This window comes from Acinetobacter nosocomialis NIPH 2119 (genome assembly GCF_000368085.1).
Classification (GTDB): Bacteria; Pseudomonadota; Gammaproteobacteria; order Pseudomonadales; family Moraxellaceae; genus Acinetobacter; species Acinetobacter nosocomialis.
The window spans coordinates 288,247-307,054 of record NZ_KB849239.1 but is presented as its reverse complement, the minus strand read 5'-3'; the positions used below and the strand labels follow the sequence as shown (position 1 = coordinate 307,054).

The 18,808-nt window shown below is 39.4% G+C and carries 17 protein-coding genes; 8 read left to right on the top strand and 9 right to left on the bottom strand.

The features are described from left to right. Window positions 1-61 precede the first annotated feature (61 nt). Genes trpD through F984_RS05535 form a run of 3 tightly spaced genes read left to right on the top strand, consistent with a single transcriptional unit; the run spans window position 62 to window position 2,632 of the window. A complete protein-coding gene (gene trpD, locus F984_RS05545) occupies window positions 62-1,111 on the top strand; it encodes an anthranilate phosphoribosyltransferase (protein ID WP_009498528.1) in 1,050 nt (349 codons plus the stop codon). A gap of 9 nt (window positions 1,112-1,120) precedes the next feature. Next, entirely contained in the window at window positions 1,121-1,927 is an 807-nt protein-coding gene (gene trpC, locus F984_RS05540; RefSeq protein ID WP_004707710.1) for an indole-3-glycerol phosphate synthase TrpC, read from the top strand. A 9-nt stretch (window positions 1,928-1,936) separates the two neighbouring features. After that, window positions 1,937-2,632: a Smr/MutS family protein gene (locus F984_RS05535; protein ID WP_002052415.1), complete on the top strand. Its 696-nt coding sequence runs from the start codon at window positions 1,937-1,939 to the stop codon at window positions 2,630-2,632. Window positions 2,633-2,642: 10 nt separating this feature from the next. On the opposite strand, the gene xdhC is transcribed toward F984_RS05535, so the two are convergent. Genes xdhC through xdhA form a run of 3 tightly spaced genes read right to left on the bottom strand, consistent with a single transcriptional unit; the run spans window position 2,643 to window position 7,509 of the window. Further along, on the bottom strand, window positions 2,643-3,626 hold the full coding sequence (gene xdhC, locus F984_RS05530) for a xanthine dehydrogenase accessory protein XdhC (RefSeq protein ID WP_004707707.1): 984 nt from the start codon (window positions 3,624-3,626) through the stop codon (window positions 2,643-2,645). A gap of 6 nt (window positions 3,627-3,632) precedes the next feature. Next, on the bottom strand, window positions 3,633-6,008 hold the full coding sequence (gene xdhB, locus F984_RS05525) for a xanthine dehydrogenase molybdopterin binding subunit (protein WP_004707705.1): 2,376 nt from the start codon (window positions 6,006-6,008) through the stop codon (window positions 3,633-3,635). A gap of 1 nt (window position 6,009) precedes the next feature. After that, complete coding sequence (gene xdhA / locus F984_RS05520; RefSeq protein ID WP_004707703.1) at window positions 6,010-7,509, bottom strand: xanthine dehydrogenase small subunit; 1,500 nt, start codon at window positions 7,507-7,509, stop codon at window positions 6,010-6,012. A gap of 261 nt (window positions 7,510-7,770) precedes the next feature. Between xdhA and folE the strand changes: the two genes are divergently transcribed. Continuing rightward, a complete protein-coding gene (gene folE, locus F984_RS05515) occupies window positions 7,771-8,319 on the top strand; it encodes a GTP cyclohydrolase I FolE (RefSeq protein ID WP_004707702.1) in 549 nt (182 codons plus the stop codon). A gap of 156 nt (window positions 8,320-8,475) precedes the next feature. Beyond that, window positions 8,476-9,627, top strand: a complete 1,152-nt coding sequence (locus tag F984_RS05510; protein WP_004707701.1) for an extended-spectrum class C beta-lactamase ADC-131 — start codon at window positions 8,476-8,478, stop codon at window positions 9,625-9,627. Between the two features lie 67 nt (window positions 9,628-9,694). On the opposite strand, the gene F984_RS05505 is transcribed toward F984_RS05510, so the two are convergent. The 4 genes from F984_RS05505 to hemE form a co-directional block, all read right to left on the bottom strand. Continuing rightward, window positions 9,695-11,578 carry an Lnb N-terminal periplasmic domain-containing protein gene (locus F984_RS05505; protein ID WP_004707700.1) on the bottom strand — a complete coding sequence of 628 codons (1,884 nt, stop codon included), beginning with the start codon at window positions 11,576-11,578 and terminating at the stop codon, window positions 9,695-9,697. Window positions 11,579-11,648: 70 nt separating this feature from the next. Continuing rightward, entirely contained in the window at window positions 11,649-12,119 is a 471-nt protein-coding gene (locus F984_RS05500) for a DUF3015 family protein (protein ID WP_000914200.1), read from the bottom strand. A gap of 143 nt (window positions 12,120-12,262) precedes the next feature. Beyond that, window positions 12,263-13,057 (bottom strand): DUF817 family protein, encoded by a 795-nt coding sequence (locus tag F984_RS05495; RefSeq protein ID WP_004707699.1) that lies wholly within the window; start codon window positions 13,055-13,057, stop codon window positions 12,263-12,265. A 6-nt stretch (window positions 13,058-13,063) separates the two neighbouring features. Continuing rightward, window positions 13,064-14,137, bottom strand: coding sequence for a uroporphyrinogen decarboxylase (hemE, locus tag F984_RS05490; protein WP_002052969.1), 1,074 nt, complete (start codon window positions 14,135-14,137; stop codon window positions 13,064-13,066). Between the two features lie 305 nt (window positions 14,138-14,442). Between hemE and F984_RS05485 the strand changes: the two genes are divergently transcribed. Next, on the top strand, window positions 14,443-15,699 hold the full coding sequence (locus F984_RS05485; RefSeq protein WP_002052477.1) for a L,D-transpeptidase family protein: 1,257 nt from the start codon (window positions 14,443-14,445) through the stop codon (window positions 15,697-15,699). Window positions 15,700-15,885: 186 nt separating this feature from the next. Further along, window positions 15,886-16,572 (top strand): pirin family protein, encoded by a 687-nt coding sequence (locus F984_RS05480; RefSeq protein WP_004707698.1) that lies wholly within the window; start codon window positions 15,886-15,888, stop codon window positions 16,570-16,572. Between the two features lie 34 nt (window positions 16,573-16,606). On the opposite strand, the gene F984_RS23130 is transcribed toward F984_RS05480, so the two are convergent. Beyond that, entirely contained in the window at window positions 16,607-16,843 is a 237-nt protein-coding gene (locus tag F984_RS23130; protein ID WP_079377406.1) for a hypothetical protein, read from the bottom strand. 111 nt (window positions 16,844-16,954) lie between these two features. After that, window positions 16,955-17,578: a helix-turn-helix transcriptional regulator gene (locus tag F984_RS05475; protein ID WP_002052706.1), complete on the bottom strand. Its 624-nt coding sequence runs from the start codon at window positions 17,576-17,578 to the stop codon at window positions 16,955-16,957. Between the two features lie 254 nt (window positions 17,579-17,832). Between F984_RS05475 and F984_RS05470 the strand changes: the two genes are divergently transcribed. Next, entirely contained in the window at window positions 17,833-18,801 is a 969-nt protein-coding gene (locus F984_RS05470) for a threo-3-hydroxy-L-aspartate ammonia-lyase (protein ID WP_004707696.1), read from the top strand. Window positions 18,802-18,808: the final 7 nt, after the last annotated feature.

The window sequence follows — 18,808 nt, the reverse complement described above, 5'->3', positions numbered from 1 at the left end:
CCTCCCACACTCGATCAACTTCACCTAAAAATTTTAATCATTAATGCTGTAAATCATGACTATGAATATCCAACAGGCGCTTAACCACATTACCAAGAACATTCATTTGACTCAGCCTCAAATGGAAGAAATTATGCGCAGCATCATGCAAGGTGAGGCAACCGAGGCACAAATTGGTGCTTTAATGATGGGCCTACGCATGAAAGGTGAAAGCATCGACGAAATGACAGCGGCTGCACGTGTCATGCGTGAATTTGCAATTAAGATCGATGTGAGTGATATCAAACATTTAGTAGATATCGTGGGAACTGGCGGTGATGGACAAAATTTATTTAATGTGTCTACAGCGTCTAGCTTTGTGATTGCAGCAGCAGGTGCGACCATTGCAAAACATGGTAACCGTGGCGTTTCAAGTAAATCAGGTTCATCAGACCTACTTGAGCAAGCAGGTATTCATCTTGATCTAGATATGCAACAAACTGAACGCTGCATCCGTGAAATGGGTGTGGGTTTCTTGTTTGCACCAAACCACCACAAAGCCATGAAATACGCTGCTGGCCCACGTCGTGAACTTGGTATTCGAAGCATTTTCAATTTACTTGGCCCATTGACCAACCCAGCTGGGGTAAAGCGCTTTGTGATTGGTGTGTTTTCAGATGAACTGTGCCGTCCAATTGCAGAAGTGATGAAACAACTCGGTGCCGAACATGTCATGGTTGTTCATTCAAGAGATGGTCTTGATGAAATTAGTCTTGCAGCGCCTACCACTGTTGCCGAACTCAAAGATGGCGAAGTTACTGAATGGACACTTAATCCGGAAGATGTCGGAATTGAGTCACAAACATTAAATGGTTTAGTGGTTGCTGATGCATCGGCGAGTCTAAAGCTCATTAAAGATGCTTTAAGCAAAAATAAATCCGATATTGGTGAAAAAGCAGCAAACATGATTGCGCTTAATGCGGGCGCAGGTATTTATGTAGCAGGCATTACCAAAACTTATGCTCAGGCTGTTACTTTCGCGCAAGATATTATTTACGGCGGGCAAGCATTAGAGAAAATGAGTGTTTTAGCTGAATTTACTAAAACATTAAAACAATCTCAGGCAGATTAAGGACTTCTCATGATTAATATTCAAAATACCATTTTAGGTAAAATTGTTGACCGTAAACATGAGGAACTTGCTGCACGTTTAAAACAACGTAATTTGCAAGATGTAGAAGAGCTTGCAAAAGCAGCGACTCCAGTACGTGGCTTTGCAAATGCTTTACAACATAAACGTCCGGGTGTGATTGCTGAAATTAAAAAAGCATCTCCATCAAAAGGAATCATTCGCGCAGACTTTAATCCTGCTGAAATTGCAGAGCAATATGAACACGCTGGAGCAGCATGTTTATCGGTACTGACTGATGTGGATTTCTTTCAGGGTGCAGATGAAAATATTGCGATTGCCCGCAATCATTGTGCCCTACCTGCTTTACGTAAAGACTTTTTGGTCGCCCCATATAATGTAGTTGAAGCACGTGCTTTACATGCTGACTGTATTTTATTAATTGTTGCTTGTTTGTCTGACCAGCAACTCGAAGAAATGTCTAAAACAGCGTTTGAACATCAACTTGATGTATTGGTTGAAGTTCATGACGAAGAAGAGTTAGAGCGTGCCTTAAAACTTTCTGAGCAATGTTTACTAGGTGTGAATAACCGTAATTTAAAAACGTTTGATGTAGATTTAAATACGTCTATCCGCTTGAAAAAATTACTTCCGTCCTCACGTTTACTGATCACTGAAAGTGGCATTGCGACACCAGATGATGTGCGTATGATGCAAGAGCATGATATTCACAGTTTCTTGGTTGGCGAAAGTTTTATGAAACACCCACGTCCAGATCAAGCTTTTACTGCTCTTTTTGGACAACCTCAAACGGTTTAATGAAGATATATGAGTAATAAAGATTCATCGCTTTCTAAAGAGCAACAAAAGTTATTGAAGCAATTTAAAAAGCAAATCTCCAATCCTCATTCAAGCAAAATCGCAAATCAGCCTGAGTCTAAAAAATCTCAGGCTGAGACTGAAGAATTGGAAGATACATACCTGTTTCAACAGGCTGTTGCAGGTGTAAAACGCATCAACAATAGTAATATTGCCGATGTAAAAACACCTCGTGCCAAAAAAGTCGATGCACAAACTTTGGCAAAACGTGCAGCTGCCGAAGGTGGTCGTGATACCGAACATGCCGAGCTATCAGATACACAAGCTGCTTTAAATCCAGTCGCAAGCCAAGCAACGTTAAGCTATCGTATAGCGACTCTTCAACATAAGGTTTTTGAAGACTTAAAAGCAGGCAAGATGCGTTGGTTTGAAGCTGTAGATTTACACGGCTGTACCATTGAACAAGCACGTGACGCAGTTTTACAAATCATCCAGATGGCAAAAGATGAAAATCAAAATGTCATCAAAATTGTGCATGGTAAAGGCCCAGAAGCGGTATTAAAAACCTATGTCAACGGATGGTTACGTCAGCATCGTGATGTTTTGGCATTTGTAAGTGCCCCTGAAAACCAAGGTGGCACAGGTGCCGTTCTCGTACTGCTTAAACGTGCAGAAAAAAATCCAAAATTCGAACAAAAAAAATGATCCTTTGGGATCATTTTTTTACATCAAATACCTGTAATAATTGAGCAACTACTGCAATGGCAATCGTTGCAGGTTGTTTCGATGAAATCCCCTCTATCCCGATCGGGCAAACCAAACGTTGTAATGTTTCCGAAGTATAACCTCGCACCTGCATACGTTTTTCAAAAATGGCCCTTTTACTCTTTGAACCAATCATCCCAACATAAGCAAATGGTTTTGCCGTAGGTTTTAAGGCTGTAAAACACAGTTGCAAATCTAGTTGATGATCGTGCGTTAAAATTAAAATTGCACCTGAACGGTCAAAATGCTCGATCTCGGCGTCTAAGGTATCAGTCGTTATACAGTGCACCTGTTCCTGTAAATCGGATGGGAAAATATCATCACGCGGATCAATCCATTTCACCCGAACACCAATAGGCAATAAACAACGAACAATTGCTTCACCCACATGCCCTGCACCACAAATCAGTACTTGCATGGCATAAGGCTGAATCTGCTGGCTAAATTGCCATTCTTCACTGCTACCAGAATGTAGCTCGAAACTTGGTTGTTGTTCCATCTCTATAGCCTGCCAAGTGGATGCATATTGATGTGAGACGTTACGCCATATATGCTTTCCAGCTCGCCATGCTTGGAAACTTCCAGACAAATCCGACGCAATTTCAGCGGGTAATATTTTTTCAAACAATAACCACATTACTCCGCCACAACACTGCCCAAGCCGAGCACTGAGGTTAAAACGTTCAATACGCCTCACACAAGTTCCCGTTTCACTTAACATTGCTTTAGCAATATCAATTGCCTGAAACTCTAAATGCCCACCACCGATCGTATCTGACTGCTGCCATTGCTGTTGTAAATTAAACCGCAACAACATCGTTGCATCAACTTCTCGTGGTGTAGAACCATCAGCACGGACCACTGTGACCAATACCATAGGCAACGCATCGGCTTGCCAAGCTACAAAATCAGTCCACCATTGTAAATGTTGCATAATCTTCTACATTCTAGCTTGTGGGCGATCTGCCAAAGCTTGTCCCCGTCCAATAGCAATTGCACGTAAAATTTCTTCGGCAGTTGCCGGAGCATTGAGTACGAGCAGTGCATTTTCTGGAATAGCCGCCTGTACTGCCTGACGAATTGCAGAGAAAACTGACAATGCCAACATAAATGGCGGTTCACCTACCGCTTTAGAGCGATAGATGGTGTCTGCCTGATTTTGATTATTAAACAGTTTGACGTTGAAAATATGAGGTATATCCACACTGGTCGGGATTTTATAAGTTGAAGGTGCATGGGTAAATAAACGGCCTGCGTGTGGACCCTGCGGCTGCCAATACAACTCTTCTGTCGTGAGCCATCCCATCCCTTGAACAAAACCGCCTTCAATTTGCCCAATATCAATTGCAGGATTAATTGACTGCCCAACGTCATGCAAAATGTCAGCACGTAATACTTTCATTTCCCCAGTTAAGGTATCTATTGCGACCTCACTAACCGCTGCACCATAGGCATAATAGAAAAATGGACGCCCTAAATGGTTGACCTGATCATAGTGAATTTCTGGCGTTTTATAAAAACCACTGTCCCATAGTTGTACACGTGCCATATATGCCCGTTGAACCAAGTCAGGAAATGTCCATGAAAGACCATTCGCTGTTGAAACCATACTATCTTCAAACTGGACTTGGTCAGCTTCACTTTGACTTATTTCGGCTGCAAGTTTTGCCAGACGCTCACGAATTTTAATACAGGCATTTTGAACAGCTTTACCATTTAAATCTGCTCCACTCGATGCAGCAGTTGCCGAAGTATTTGGCACACGAGAAGTATCTGTTGCAATTAAACGAACGCTATCGATTGGTAAACCCAACTCATGTGCAGCAACCTGCCGTACTTTGGTATATAGCCCCTGTCCCATTTCTGTACCGCCATGAGTAATAGAGACAGTGCCATCCATGTACACATAGACCAGTGCACCTGCCTGATTATAATGCACGGCGTTAAACGAAATACCAAACATTAATGGGGTTAACGCAATACCACGCTTAATGATGTCATTATTCTGATTAAAGGCATGGATGCTCTGTTTGCGTTTCGCGTAATCACTACTTTGCAATAGTTCGGCTACTAATTTTGGCGCAACATTATCACGAACTTCTGCCCCATAGTGCATACGGTCACGTCCGGCGCCGGGCTGCTCGGCAAAGAAATTGCGCTGACGAATTTCAACTGGATCACAACCTAAATAACGCGCAATGTCATCAATAATATTTTCAATGACAAACATGCCTTGCGGTCCACCAAAACCACGATATGCGGTATTGGAAACAGTATTGGTTTTACAACGCAAGTTACGTAGCTCAACTGCATTTAAATAATAGGCGTTGCCAATATGGCAAATCGCCCGTTCATTCACTGGCCCAGAAAGATCAGCCGAAAAACCACAGTTTGAAGCCAGTTGCACCTTTAAGCCTTGCAAAATACCAGTGTCATCAAAAGCCACAGACCACTCATAAGCAAAACCGTGACGTTTGCCTGTAGCACTCATGTCATCATCACGATCTAAGCGTAATTTACACGGACGGCCTGTTTTTTGCGCTGCCAAAGATGCAATACACGCCCACTGCGCCGACTGCGATTCTTTACCACCAAAACCACCACCCATACGACGGCTTTCCACACTCACCTGATGCATATTCATGCCTAGTGCATGACAAATTAGTAACTGCATTTCGGTTGGATGCTGTGTCGAGCAATAGACTTTTAAGCTCTGATTTTCTTGTGGAATCGCATAGGAAATTTGCCCTTCTAGATAAAAATGCTCTTGTCCACCAACCTGAATATTCCCTGAAAGATGATGTGTTGCATTTTCAAAAGCCTGTTCAACGTCACCGTGGCTAAATTCAACAGGCGGTAGCACCCACGATTCTTTTTTAATCGCATCTTGAATCGTTAAAATCGGAGTTTCGGGTACATACTCAATTTTTGCTAAGCGAACTGCCTGACGGGCTTGCTGATAAGTGTCAGCAACAACCACAAACAAGGCTTGTCCATAAAACTCAACCTGCTCTTCAGCAAAAATTGGGTCATCTTTAACAATGGGTCCCCAATTATTTTCAACTTCAATATCCTTTGCCGAAAAAACTGCATGGACACCATCGGCCTGACGTACTGCCTCTAAATCAAACTTACTGATTTTGCCTTTGGCACAATTCGAAAATCCGACTGCCAAATGCAACGTATTTTCAAGCTCGGGTAAATCATCAATATAAGTTGCCTGCCCCGTCACATGTAAATGCGCGCTCTCGTGTGGAATCGAATCACCTGCTTTAGCGGATTTTTTAGAAACCCTTAAGTCAATATTTTGATTCATGTCAGATCTCCACCATAGCAATCAAGTCATTTACTCGAGTGATTGTCCGAGACAGGACTTTTTCTACATAAAAACGCTGTAAACAGTTTTTCGCGACGTGTAAACGATATGCAGAACTAGCACGTCCATCATCTAAAGGCTGATAGTCTTGCGACAATGTTTCTTGTGCCTGAACGATCAATTCTGTTGTAAGTTGTTGGCCTTCCAATATGGCTTCTGTATATTTTGCACGTTTGGGAATAGCAGCCATGCCACCAAAAGCAATTTTCACATTGTGAGCGATACCATCATTATCTAGCTCACATGAAATGGCTGCACATACCGCAGAAATATCTTGCTCAAATCGTTTGGCAATTTTATAGCTGACAAATTTAAAACGCGTCTGTCCGTCACGAAGTGGAATAACAATCGACTCTATAAACTCACCAAGCTGTAATGCTGTTTTTTGATAATCTAAATAAAAATCTTCCAAGGCAATTTCACGAGTCTGCTCACCAACGCGCAAAATCAATCGTGTACCTAAGGTAATTAATGCTGGCATTGAATCACCAATCGGCGAACCATTGGCAATATTTCCCCCTAACGTTCCTGCATTTTTAATGGGCATGGAAGCAAAACGGCGCTGCAATTCTTGAAAGTCGGGATAAAACTCTGAAATTTTAATGAGTGCATCACTCAAACTTACATTTGCCCCAATCGTTAAAGCATGGTCTGTGACTACAATCTTTTTGAGCTCTTCTACCTGACCGATATAAAGCATATCGCCCAAATCACGGCCCTGCTTTGTTACCCACAAACCGACATCGGTACTCCCTGCAACAATACGCGCATGCGGCAACTGTAAGCGTAATACGGCAAAATCCTGCAAAGTCCTCGGTGCAAAAAATTGCTGCTTTTGATCATTCAAATGCAATGCTGGTAATGCTCGTATCTCTTTTAATACATCAATTACTTTTTGACGCTTTAATGCCACACGTGGATAGTCATAAGCTTTTTGTGCTGCATCTAAAATAGGGCGATAACCCGTACAGCGACATAAGTTTCCAGAAAGATAATCACTGATTTTATCTTTGCCTGGGGGCTGTTGTTCATTTTCGTACATTGACCATAACGACATGATAAAACCGGGTGTACAAAAACCGCATTGTGAACCATGCATATCGACCATCGCCTGTTGTACCGGATGAAGCGTGCCATCTTGTACAGGCAATAAGCTATGAAGGTCTTCTACTGTAAATAGCGCTTTGCCATCTAAAGTCGGTAAAAACTGAATACACGCATTCACGCTCCGCAATTGCAAGCTGTCATTGACCAACTCACCAATCACTACTGTGCATGCACCACAATCGCCCTCAGCACAGCCCTCTTTTGTACCAGTCTGTCTGGTTTTACCAGTTTGGGTATATTCTCGTAGAAACTGTAAAACCGTCATTGTGGGTAGAACATTTTCTACTTGCTGCTGACCGCCACGAAAAAAGAAGGTGATTGGACGTTCTGACATGTTTTATCCTTATATTTTATAATAATGCTTTTGTGCAAATATGATGCCATGAAGCGATCATTTAGAACTTACCTATATTAAACGCACATTTCATATCCAACCACTTGACTATTAACGATAAAAAACATGAAATTTATTCATCTTTTATTAAGCGTGCGCAAAACCAAAATAAATATAGTGTGAGGATTTATGAACATCAGGGCATGTTTCTGATACAATGCCGAGCTTGTCTAATAGAGTAAATTTATACGTCTTATGTCAATGCAGCAATCGTACGCAAATATTCTGACTGCCGTCGGTGAAGATCTTAATCGTCCCGGCCTTAAAGATACGCCTGTGCGTGCGGCTAAAGCTTTTTCATATTTAACTTCTGGCTATAGTAAAACTTTAGAAGAAGTCACCAATAATGCTGTTTTCCCATCAGATAACCATGAAATGGTATTGGTGAAGAATATTGAATTTTATTCGCTCTGCGAACACCATCTCCTCCCATTCTATGGCCGTGTTCATGTTGCCTATTTACCAGAAGGCAAAGTGCTTGGCTTGTCTAAATTTGCACGTATTACCGAGATGTTTGCTCGTCGTTTGCAAATTCAGGAAAACTTAACTCAGCAAATCGCTGAAGCTGTTGCAGAAGTCACTAGCGCTCGTGGTGTTGCTGTAGTCATTGACTCTGCACATATGTGCATGATGATGCGTGGTGTAGGTAAACAGGAATCTACTACTCGTACAGTTTCATTTGTCGGAGATTTTAAAACCGATAAAGAAGCACGCCGTGAATTTTTAAGTGCTGTACCAGAAAGCTACTAATATAGTTTTACTGCAAAAAGCCCGACAATGTTGGGCTTTTTTTATAGCTGAACGCTATAAACCTTCAATCCAACTCTATAAAACATAACAATTAAATTAGATGATTTTTGTTATAAAAGTACGCATCTTTCTTTTTAAATGATTTATGAGCGAATCATGCGATTTAAAAAAATTTCTTACTTACTTTTACCTTCTCTTTTTATTTTTAATACCTCAATTTATGCGGGCAATACTTCTAAAGACCAAGAAATTAAACAATTGGTAGATCAAAATTTTAAGCCCTTATTAGAAAAATATAATGTGCCGGGTATGGCGGTAGGTGTTATTCAAAACAATAAAAAATATGAAACGTATTATGGTCTACAATCCGTTCAAGATAAAAAAGCTGTAAATAGCAATACCATTTTTGAGCTAGGTTCTGTCAGTAAATTATTTACTGCGACGGCAGGTGCTTATGCAAAAAATACAGGGAAAATTTCTTTTGATGATACGCCGGGCAAATACTGGAAAGAGTTAAAAAACACCCCAATTGATCAGGTCAATTTACTTCAACTTGCCACCTATACAAGTGGTAACCTCGCTTTGCAATTCCCAGATGAAGTACAAACAGATCAACAGGTTTTAACTTTTTTTAAAGATTGGAAACCTAAAAACCCAATCGGTGAATATAGACAATATTCAAACCCAAGTATTGGCCTATTTGGGGTAATAGTTGGTTTATCAATGAAGCAGCCTTTTAGTCAGGTCTTGGAAAAAACGATTTTTCCGGACCTTGGCTTAAAACATAGCTATGTCAATGTGCCTAAAACTCAGATGCAAAACTATGCATTTGGTTATAACCAAGAAAATCAGCCAATTCGAGTTAACCCTGGCCCACTCGATGCCCCAGCATACGGCGTCAAATCGACCCTACCCGACATGCTGAGCTTTATTCATGCCAACCTGAACCCACAGAAATATCCGGCAAATATTCAACGTGCAATTAATGAGACACATCAAGGTCGCTATCAAGTAAATAGCATGTATCAGGCACTCGGTTGGGAAGAGTTTGCTTATCCAGCAACGTTACAAACTTTATTAGACAGTAATTCAGAACAGATTGTGATGAAACCTAATAAAGTGACTGCTATTTCAAAAGAACCTTCAGTTAAGATGTACCACAAAACTGGTTCAACAAATGGTTTCGGAACCTATGTCGTATTTATTCCTAAAGACAATATTGGTTTAGTCATGTTAACCAATAAACGCATTCCAAATGAAGAACGCATTAAGGCAGCTTATGCTGTGCTGAATGCAATAAAGAAATAATTTTTCCCTAAAACAAAAAGAGAGAAATAGTCTTCATCTATTTCTCTCTTTTTTATGAATATATGATTTAAAAGAACCAAACATATCCAAGACTTGATTTCATCCAGTCCAGATGATTCTGTTTTTCATAATCCCAATTAAGCCGAATAGCATTATTGCTATTAATGGCATATTGCCACTGTGTATTTAAACGTAAGTTCCATTGGTTTTTATCTTCCCAATATGGCAACTCCACTTGCACCACTGAGTTAAACTTCTCAAACCATTGATTCATACACCCTAATGTCGGCCCTACTCCTACACGCCAACCTTTATCTAAATTTGAACCCGCTTGGACGTAAGTTTGTACCTGCCCATAACAAATATGTTTGCGCTCATAATCTGCAAGACTGTAACCAACCTGAGCATTAAAACTCGCGACGCCATGCTGCTTTTCATCACTATAAACACCGTCATGAACCGCTTCCTGACGCCAACCTAAGTTAAATCCCCAAGTCAGCGGTGTTTTAAATGGTTGAATCGGGTTATAAGAGTTCACTTCTAACAGATCAAGATGCTCAAGTTTTAGATGATCGTTACGCCACTGCGCATTACCATTTAAAAATAATAATTGAGTACCGGCACGGTATCCGCCTTGAGGATCTATTAAGTCATGATAAGCCTGTCTATGACCTATCTCGATAAACTTGTCACCTTGCACTTCGCCCAGTTTTAGCGAAACATTACGTGCATTATGGCCTTGTGTTGGCTCGGTAGAAGGTCGTTTAGGTCCTTGGCGCTGTTTATCTAAATCAATCTGACTTCGTAGTGCTAAAAGCTGTCTAAGCTGTGGCTGGGCAAAGCTTTCTTCAACTTTGCGACCAATAAATTGTAGATATAAATCATCGTAAGCCATCTCAAGAATTTTGGCCTGATCTGATGGGCTAAATGATTTAAGTGTTTCCGAAGAATCTTTAATTGGCTTCATTGCTACTTGATGAGCTACTTTTGCTAAAGACGCACCATGTTGATGAGCTTGGGCCAATAATTGAGTTTCTAAAGCGGGTCGATAAACAGGAGCTTTGGTGAGTCCTTGTTGTTGCATCGCTTTAATGGTTTCCATTGGAATGGAAGCATAATTAAACTTTTCTTGTAGATGAGACTCAGGTTTAACTAAATCGACTAAGCCCAGTAACCGATAGGCACAGTTGTCACTCACAAAGTAATAAGGAAAGCTCACATGTTGCATTTCCCAAATATGGCTCACCAAAAAACGTGTTTCTTCTGGAGATAAATTTAACTCATATTCCCATAAATCACGGCTTTCAAAATCACCATACTCTTTTACCTTACGATAATAAGGCATAAGTGAATATTCACCCGGATACTGCCCTGTTAAGCCTTTCCAAGCATATGACCAGTTGTCATTGCCTGCGACAGTGGCCGCATAATTTACAGCGTAAGAAACGAGGTTTAACTGCTTTTGATCTTTAGGGTCTAAGCGCAATAAGGTATGACCAAACATTGAGCTTGGATTGCCCATAAAGTCAGTCGCATAAATTAAAGTCGCTTTATAAGGCTTAATCTGGCCAATCCAGTTTTCAAACTCTGAACATTTTACTTGCGGCAATTCATTTTCCTGAATGCCTAATTGCTTTATAAGCCACTGACTACGTGCCGGAAATTTACAACGTATTGACTGGTTGTCTGGGGTTGGTGTAAATAATGCGGCGATATCAGCTTTCTGTTCTTCTTTTAAATTATTTTTCCCATTTGCAGCAATAAAATAACCTGAATAACTTACTTCACTCTTCTGGTTTTTATTGGCATACATGAGCCGTTGCCATGTAATGTCTTGATCTAATTTTTTTTGTTCTGCAATAGACCAGTAGTTTTGAATAGATGGATTTATTTCTGCTGAATACGCAATATTAACTGCCAATGAGGCAAAAATTAAAGCAACCGATTTCATTAAGCTCATCAATTTTTATCATTAAATATAAGAAAAACCCTGCCAAATGGCAGGGTTTTCAATTTCAAACTTATACGTAAGCTTTTAAAACTTCGTCTTTAGCCATTACGTTTTGTAATGATGCTAATACTTGAAGTGTGTTTTGGTTGTTTGTTGAATAGATTTCACCGAAGTTTGCTTTTGAAACTTTGAAGAAACGGTCTTTGTCTTGTGGTTTAATTTGCATTAACTCAGCAAGTACGTTCAGGCTTTCACCTTGGCCTACAGCCATATCACGCGCTAAAGCTTCTGCATTTTCATTTGTGAAGGTAACAACTTGAGCTGTTACTGTTCCGCCTTGACGGCAACCTAAAGTACCGAAAGTAATACCTAATAATTGGTTAGTAAAAATACCGTTTGTTGTTGCAGCAAGAATTTTCGGCACCACTCCTTTTTGGCCAGCCCATACTTGCGTACCCACACCACAACCTACATCGTTATCAGCCATAGCAACACTTGAACCAGCTGCCAACAAAGCAGCTAAAGCTAATTTTTTTAACATAGATGTATATCTCCAAAATCATTATTGATTGTTTCTTATGTATTGTTATGTGTAACTATTGTTACACCCTTCAAAGATAGCGATATGCTTGTCATTTAGCAATTAAAAATTAAATAATATGATAAAAAGTAAAAAGGAAATTTTTATTTTAAATTCCAATTACCTTGATTATCTCGATGACCTAATATTTTAAGAACTAATACTAAACTTAGTAGTAATAATAAATACCATGAACCAAGTTTACCCCATCCCACCATATGCCAAGCATTGATCTGACTTGGATAAACCCAAATCTTATAAAATGTACTAATATTTTCAGCAACCCAAATTATGAATGCGAGTGTCACCAACACAGGAAGCATTGGAGTTTTAAACTTACGTTCATTTATTTGAAAATAAAGTGTAGTTTTCCAGAAAATATAAACACTAAAAGCAAATAAAATATAGCGAATATCTGGTATAAAAAATTTACTCATAAAATTAATATATGAGAAAAATGCGAGAAAAAGCATACTTCCAAAACTTGGAAGTTTTTCAAAAGAAACTTGAAATAAACGGATTGAGCGAGCAAAAAAGCTACCTACGGCCGAGTACATAAAGCCTGCAAATAAAGGCACAGTAATAATTTTAAACACAGCAGGCTGCGGATATTGCCATGAAGCAATGCCAGGGTGTGTCAAAAAGATTTCCATGACCATTGCCATGATATGAAATAAAGCAATGACCTTGGCTTCTTGCCAAGACTCAAGCTTTAAATACAACAGGCAAATCTGAATAATGAGCGCATAGATGAGTAGATAATCATAACGATAAAAACCCATATATTCATGGCTTCCCATCGGCGCAGTTAGGGCAAAAGCAATGAGAAGTAAAATACCAAACAAGGCTGCCGAAACAGCCTTGCCAATAAATTGTAAGGTTAAAGAGAGATATTGCACAAAAAACTATCCTAGATATTTAGCACTATACTCATGTACTGTATCTACAAAGATTTTTGGCTGGGCCGGATCTACCCATTGGGTAATGCCATGGCCTAAGTTTGCAACATAGCCTGTCTTCTCACCATTTGCATAAGCATCATCTAGCATGGCTTTCACTGCTTTTTCAATTGAAGCCGCTGAACCATATAAAACAGCCGGATCAAGGTTTCCTTGTAAAGCAACACGGCCTGCTACAGTTGTACGAGCTGTATTTAATGGTGTGGTCCAGTCTAAACCTAATGCATCTGCACCTGTTGTAATCATTGGCTCTAGCCACTGACCACCACCTTTAGTGAATACGATGACAGGAATACGGCGTCCATCTTTTTCACGTTGCAGACCTGCAATAATCTTTTTCATATAGTTCAGTGAGAATTCTACATATTCTCGATGTGCTAAAGCCCCACCCCAACTATCAAAGATTTGAATGGCCTGAGCGCCTGCATCAATTTGCGCATTTAAGTAGTCAATGACTGAATCTGCTAAATGATCAAGCAACGCATGCAAAACTTCCGGCTGGGCATACATCATTTGCTTGGTAAAACGGAACTCTTTGCTTGACCCACCTTCAACCATATAAGTCGCCAGTGTCCAAGGGCTACCCGAAAAACCAATGAGTGGAACTTGTCCACCTAAAGCAGAGCGAATTGTGCTTACTGCGTTCATGACATAATCAAGATCAGATTTAGCATTTAACTTAGGTAAGTTTGCTACATCTTGTTCAGTACGTACCGTTTTATGAAACTTAGGGCCTTCGCCTGTTTCAAAATAAAGGCCTAGTCCTAACGCATCTGGAATCGTTAAAATATCTGAAAATAAAATTGCTGCGTCTAAATCGTAGCGACGCAAAGGTTGTAAAGTTACTTCACAAGCAAATTCTGTATTTTTGCATAAAGATAGAAAGTCACCAGCTTTTGAGCGTGTTTCCCGATATTCAGGCAAATAACGTCCTGCTTGGCGCATCATCCATATTGGAGTGGTATCTACAGGCTCACGTAATAAAGCACGTAAGAAACGATCATTTTTAAGTGTCGTCATTGCCGATCTCTATCTTTTTCATGTGGCAGCATCATATCAAAAAGGTGAATGTTTTTATAATTTCAATTTCATACAAAAAACTTGTCAATCTACTAAAAAATGCATATTTACACAAAAGTCTACTGCAAGAAGCTCGGTTTTCTGCAATACTTGCAATATGTTACATCGGGTTTATTGATCTTCCTTTAATGATTAAATTCACCAATACTTAAATACGCATACATTGCGTTATCGGTGATTTTATAAACTTTAGGATCAGTCTCCTTACCCTATTGCTTATATGAAAATTCTTAAGGTTGAATTACATGTTTGTTCGCTCATTACTCGCTATGAGTTTAAGTTGTATTATTGCTAATGTTGCTTTGGCTGCGTCAACAACTGAGCAACCAGTCACTCCTAAAAAAGTATCTGCTCCTGTAGAAGATCCGATTGATCCGCTTGCTGTAGATGCTGCTTCAACTGTTAAAGCCCAAACTCAAGCTCAAGCCCAGACACAGATTACAGCTCAAGAACAAAATGACTTAAATCGAGCGTCTACAACATTACAAAATTTACAAAAAGCTGAAGATCCAAATGCCGATTCAGGTATTGCTGCTTCAGAACCAACAGCGCCAGCTAAAACAACAACAGCATCTAAGACTGCTACTTCTGCTCCAGCCGTTTCATGGACATTAGATGGCTTAAACAATGCTGAGTGGTACGAAAATATTGGTAAAGGTCAATTACCAGTTTATGCACGTGCCCATGTCATGCTAAACAATGCGCATGCTTCACCGGGTGCAATTGATGGCATGAGCGGTAAAAACACGCTTAAAGCAATTGCATCTTTCCAGCAAATGAATGGTTTATCACCTACTGGTGAACTTACTAAAGAAACTTGGGATGCACTTGTTGCAAAACAAACAAAACCAGCATTTATTGAATACACCATTACTGATGCAGACCTCAAAGGTCCGTATGCTGAGTCAATTCCTTCTGACTATGCATTACAAGCCAAAATGAAAGGTTTGTATTACACTCGCGTGAGTGAAATGTTGGGCGAGAAGTTCCATATTGATGAAGGTTTCTTAAAGAAACTAAACCCAAAAGCAACCTTCAAAAAAGTTGGTGAGAAAATTATTGTTCCTAACGTACGCAATGACTTACCAGAAGACATTCATTTAATTATTGCGCATAAAGGTGCTAAACAGTTGTATCTGTTTAATAGCCGCAATCAAATGATTGCCTCATTTCCTGCAACAATTGGCAGTACTGATACGCCATCTCCGACCGGTACTTATAAGGTAGTTGGTGTTGCGCGTAACCCTTGGTATAGCTATTCACCTTCGAACTTCGTACAAGGTAAAAACTTAAAACCACTTTCTTTACCACCAGGTCCTAACGCTCCTGTAGGTAACATCTGGATTGGTTTAAGTAAAAAATCATTCGGTATTCACGGTACACCAAACCCGTCTTTAATTTCTAAAACTGCATCACACGGTTGTATCCGTTTAACAAACTGGGATGCTAACGATTTAGGTAATAAAGTACGTTCAGGTGTCACTGTTAAATTCTTAGAATAATCTTTTAAAAGAAAAAGCCTGCCTTATGCAGGCTTTTTTTATATCTAAAATTTAAAACGAAAATTTCTAGATGTCTTGATCATATTAAAAACGCAACAATATGTTGCATCTACTCTATTTTTAGCTTGTTTCTACAGGTTTAACATAGTCCTCAAGAGATCAATAATAATTTGAGGAGATCGAGTCATGAATGCTTATTTGCATCGTAGTGAAGATCGTGGTCATGTTAAAGCAGGTTGGTTAGAGTCTTACCATAGCTTTTCATTTGGTAACTGGTATAACCCTAAATATATGGGTGTAAGTGCATTACGCGTGATTAATGACGACCAAATTGATGCCCATAACGGTTTCGGCACTCACTCTCATGACAACATGGAAATTTTAACATGTGTGCTCGATGGTGCAATTTCACACCGTGACACGATGGGAAATGAAGGCCAAATTAAGGCAGGTGAATGGCAACTTATGAGCGCTGGTACAGGCGTGGCTCATAGTGAAATTAATAACACTGATACACCCGTACATCTCTTACAAATATGGATTATTCCAGACGTAAAAGAAGCCGAGCCAAATTACCAACAAATTAGTTTGGACCCACGTAAAGATCCAAATAAATGGCATTTAATTGCAGGTCCCGATGCAAATGCCCCAATGCACATCCGCCAAAACGCAGAGGTCAAATCTGCTGTATTGGAAAAAGGAAATGAACTTCCTGTTGAAACATCAAAACGCGTAAATTACGTTCATGTCATTTCAGGTGTAATTCGTATTGGTGATCAAGAAGTTAAAGCGGGTGATGCTTTAGTGTTTGAAGATAATGCCGTGATTCATGCACTTGAAGACAGCCAATTCATTTGGTTTGATTTACCTTAAATAGCTAAAAGCCCTTTTATATGAAAGGGCTTTTTTAATCGCTTCCTCCGCCCCCATCGCAACTCCCTGAGTCTGAAGACGATGAACAATCATTTGAATAATTAGAGCTATGATGATGACTAGAACTATTATCGTGTAAATGATGTGTTGAAGATGAATAATCATGATCACTCGATGGTGAATAACTTTTTAAATTTCTGAGTAGCGCGATTAAACAGATCAGTCCAATACTCGAAAAAATGGCTATAAATATAATAATAAATAACTTCAAATAACGACCTCCTTGATTAAGCTATAGAGATACTTGTTGTGTCCCTATCCATTTATTTAAATGAGCTATGTTGAATAAACAAGTTGTTTTTTGATAGATAAGATAAATCTATTAAGTTTCTTTTACATACAAATAGGCACTCGCTCTTGATATACCTAAATGTTGTGCCACTGTCTCGACAGCCTTTTTAATATCTAACAAACCGTTATTTTTTAACTCATGTACTAATTGTTTACGCTCATTGAGTTTTAACATACGCGGTGTCGTAGCATGCTTTGAGGCAAATTGGTCAATATATCTTCGAATTGCCTCTGTACCATTCGGTTCTAAATTTTCAATAATGTTGTCAGTTTCAATTTTAGTAAACTGTTCTAAAGCGCTTTGCATCCCCCTAAATAGGGTTAAATCAATATTCATACATAAAGCGGCTACATACTGGCCTTCTTCATCTTTAATTCCAATAGACGTACTTTTGGCGGGCCGACCATCAGCAAACTGGTTTGCATAGTTTGAAATGAGGTTTGGAAACTCTGGAGACATGATTCTAGCCAGCCCTAACTCGGTTGCCGGATCTCCAATTTTTCGACCAGATAAATTGTTATGTATAGAGAGTATGGCATGCTCAGGATTTGTTAAGTCATGGACAACGACCTCACAAAAAGGAAATAGCGTTTCACTTAACCCCTTCGCGATGGTATCTAGTTGAGTGAGCAAATGTTTATCACGATTTCCCAAGGTATTTCCTCCAAATGACTTACTTACTATTTCAAACTTTAGAATGAAGCATGTAATAGTAATTTAGACTTTTTATCTAATTTTAAACTTAATGTAAATCAAAATCTTATATCTCATTGTTATCACGTTAGAAAATAAAATTAGACATTTTATCTAAACATATATATTTTATCTAAACAAGACTACTATCTTGTGTATTCCTTGAGCAATACCAAATCTTGCATCCGAAAACATGAATAGAATTAGGTTTAATTATGAAAAATTTAACCCTTCCCACTTATGAAGATGTCGCAGCCGCTGCTGAACGTATAAAAGGTTTTGCAAATAAGACTCCTGTTTTAACTTCACGTACTATTAATAATGAATTTGAAGCAGAAGTATTCTTTAAATGTGAGAATTTTCAGCGAGTTGGTGCTTTCAAATTTCGTGGTGCAATAAATGCGCTTTTGCAATTTAATGAAGCTCAGAAAAAAGCTGGCGTGGTCGCTTTCTCTTCGGGAAATCATGCACAAGCAATTGCGCTCGCATCAAAAATTCTTGGTATTCCAGCAACAATCATCATGCCTAAAGATGCACCTGCTGCAAAAATGGCAGCGACCCGAGAGTACGGCGGCAATATTGTTGAATTTGACCGTTATACCGAAGATCGGGAAAAAATTGGTAAAGAGATTGCCGAAAAAAATGGCCTGACACTCATTCCATCTTATGACCATCCGCATGTGATTGCGGGTCAAGGAACTGCTGCAAAAGAGTTATTTGAAGAAGTCGGCGAATTAGATTACCTGTTTGTATGTTTAGGTGGTGGCGGTTTATTGGCTGGTTCTGCCCTGTCTGCTCGCCAGCTTTCTCCAAACTGTAAAATATATGGCGTTGAGCCTGCTCTAGGAAATGATGGACAAATGTCTTTTAGAAAAGGAGAAATTGTTCATATTGATACACCGCAAACTATTGCCGATGGTGCTCAAACGCAATATTTAGGCAAATTAACATTCCCTATAATTCAGCAAAAAGTTGATGATATTTTGACAGTCACAGACGAGGACCTTATTAGCTGTATGAAGTTTTTTGCTGAAAGAATGAAAATGGTCGTTGAACCAACAGGATGTCTTGGTTTTGCTGCTGCGCGTAATTTAAAGCATGAGTTAAAAGGCAAACGTATAGGCATCATTATTAGTGGTGGCAACGTTGATATTTCTAAATATGTAGAGTTTTTATCTGCTTAATAAAAGT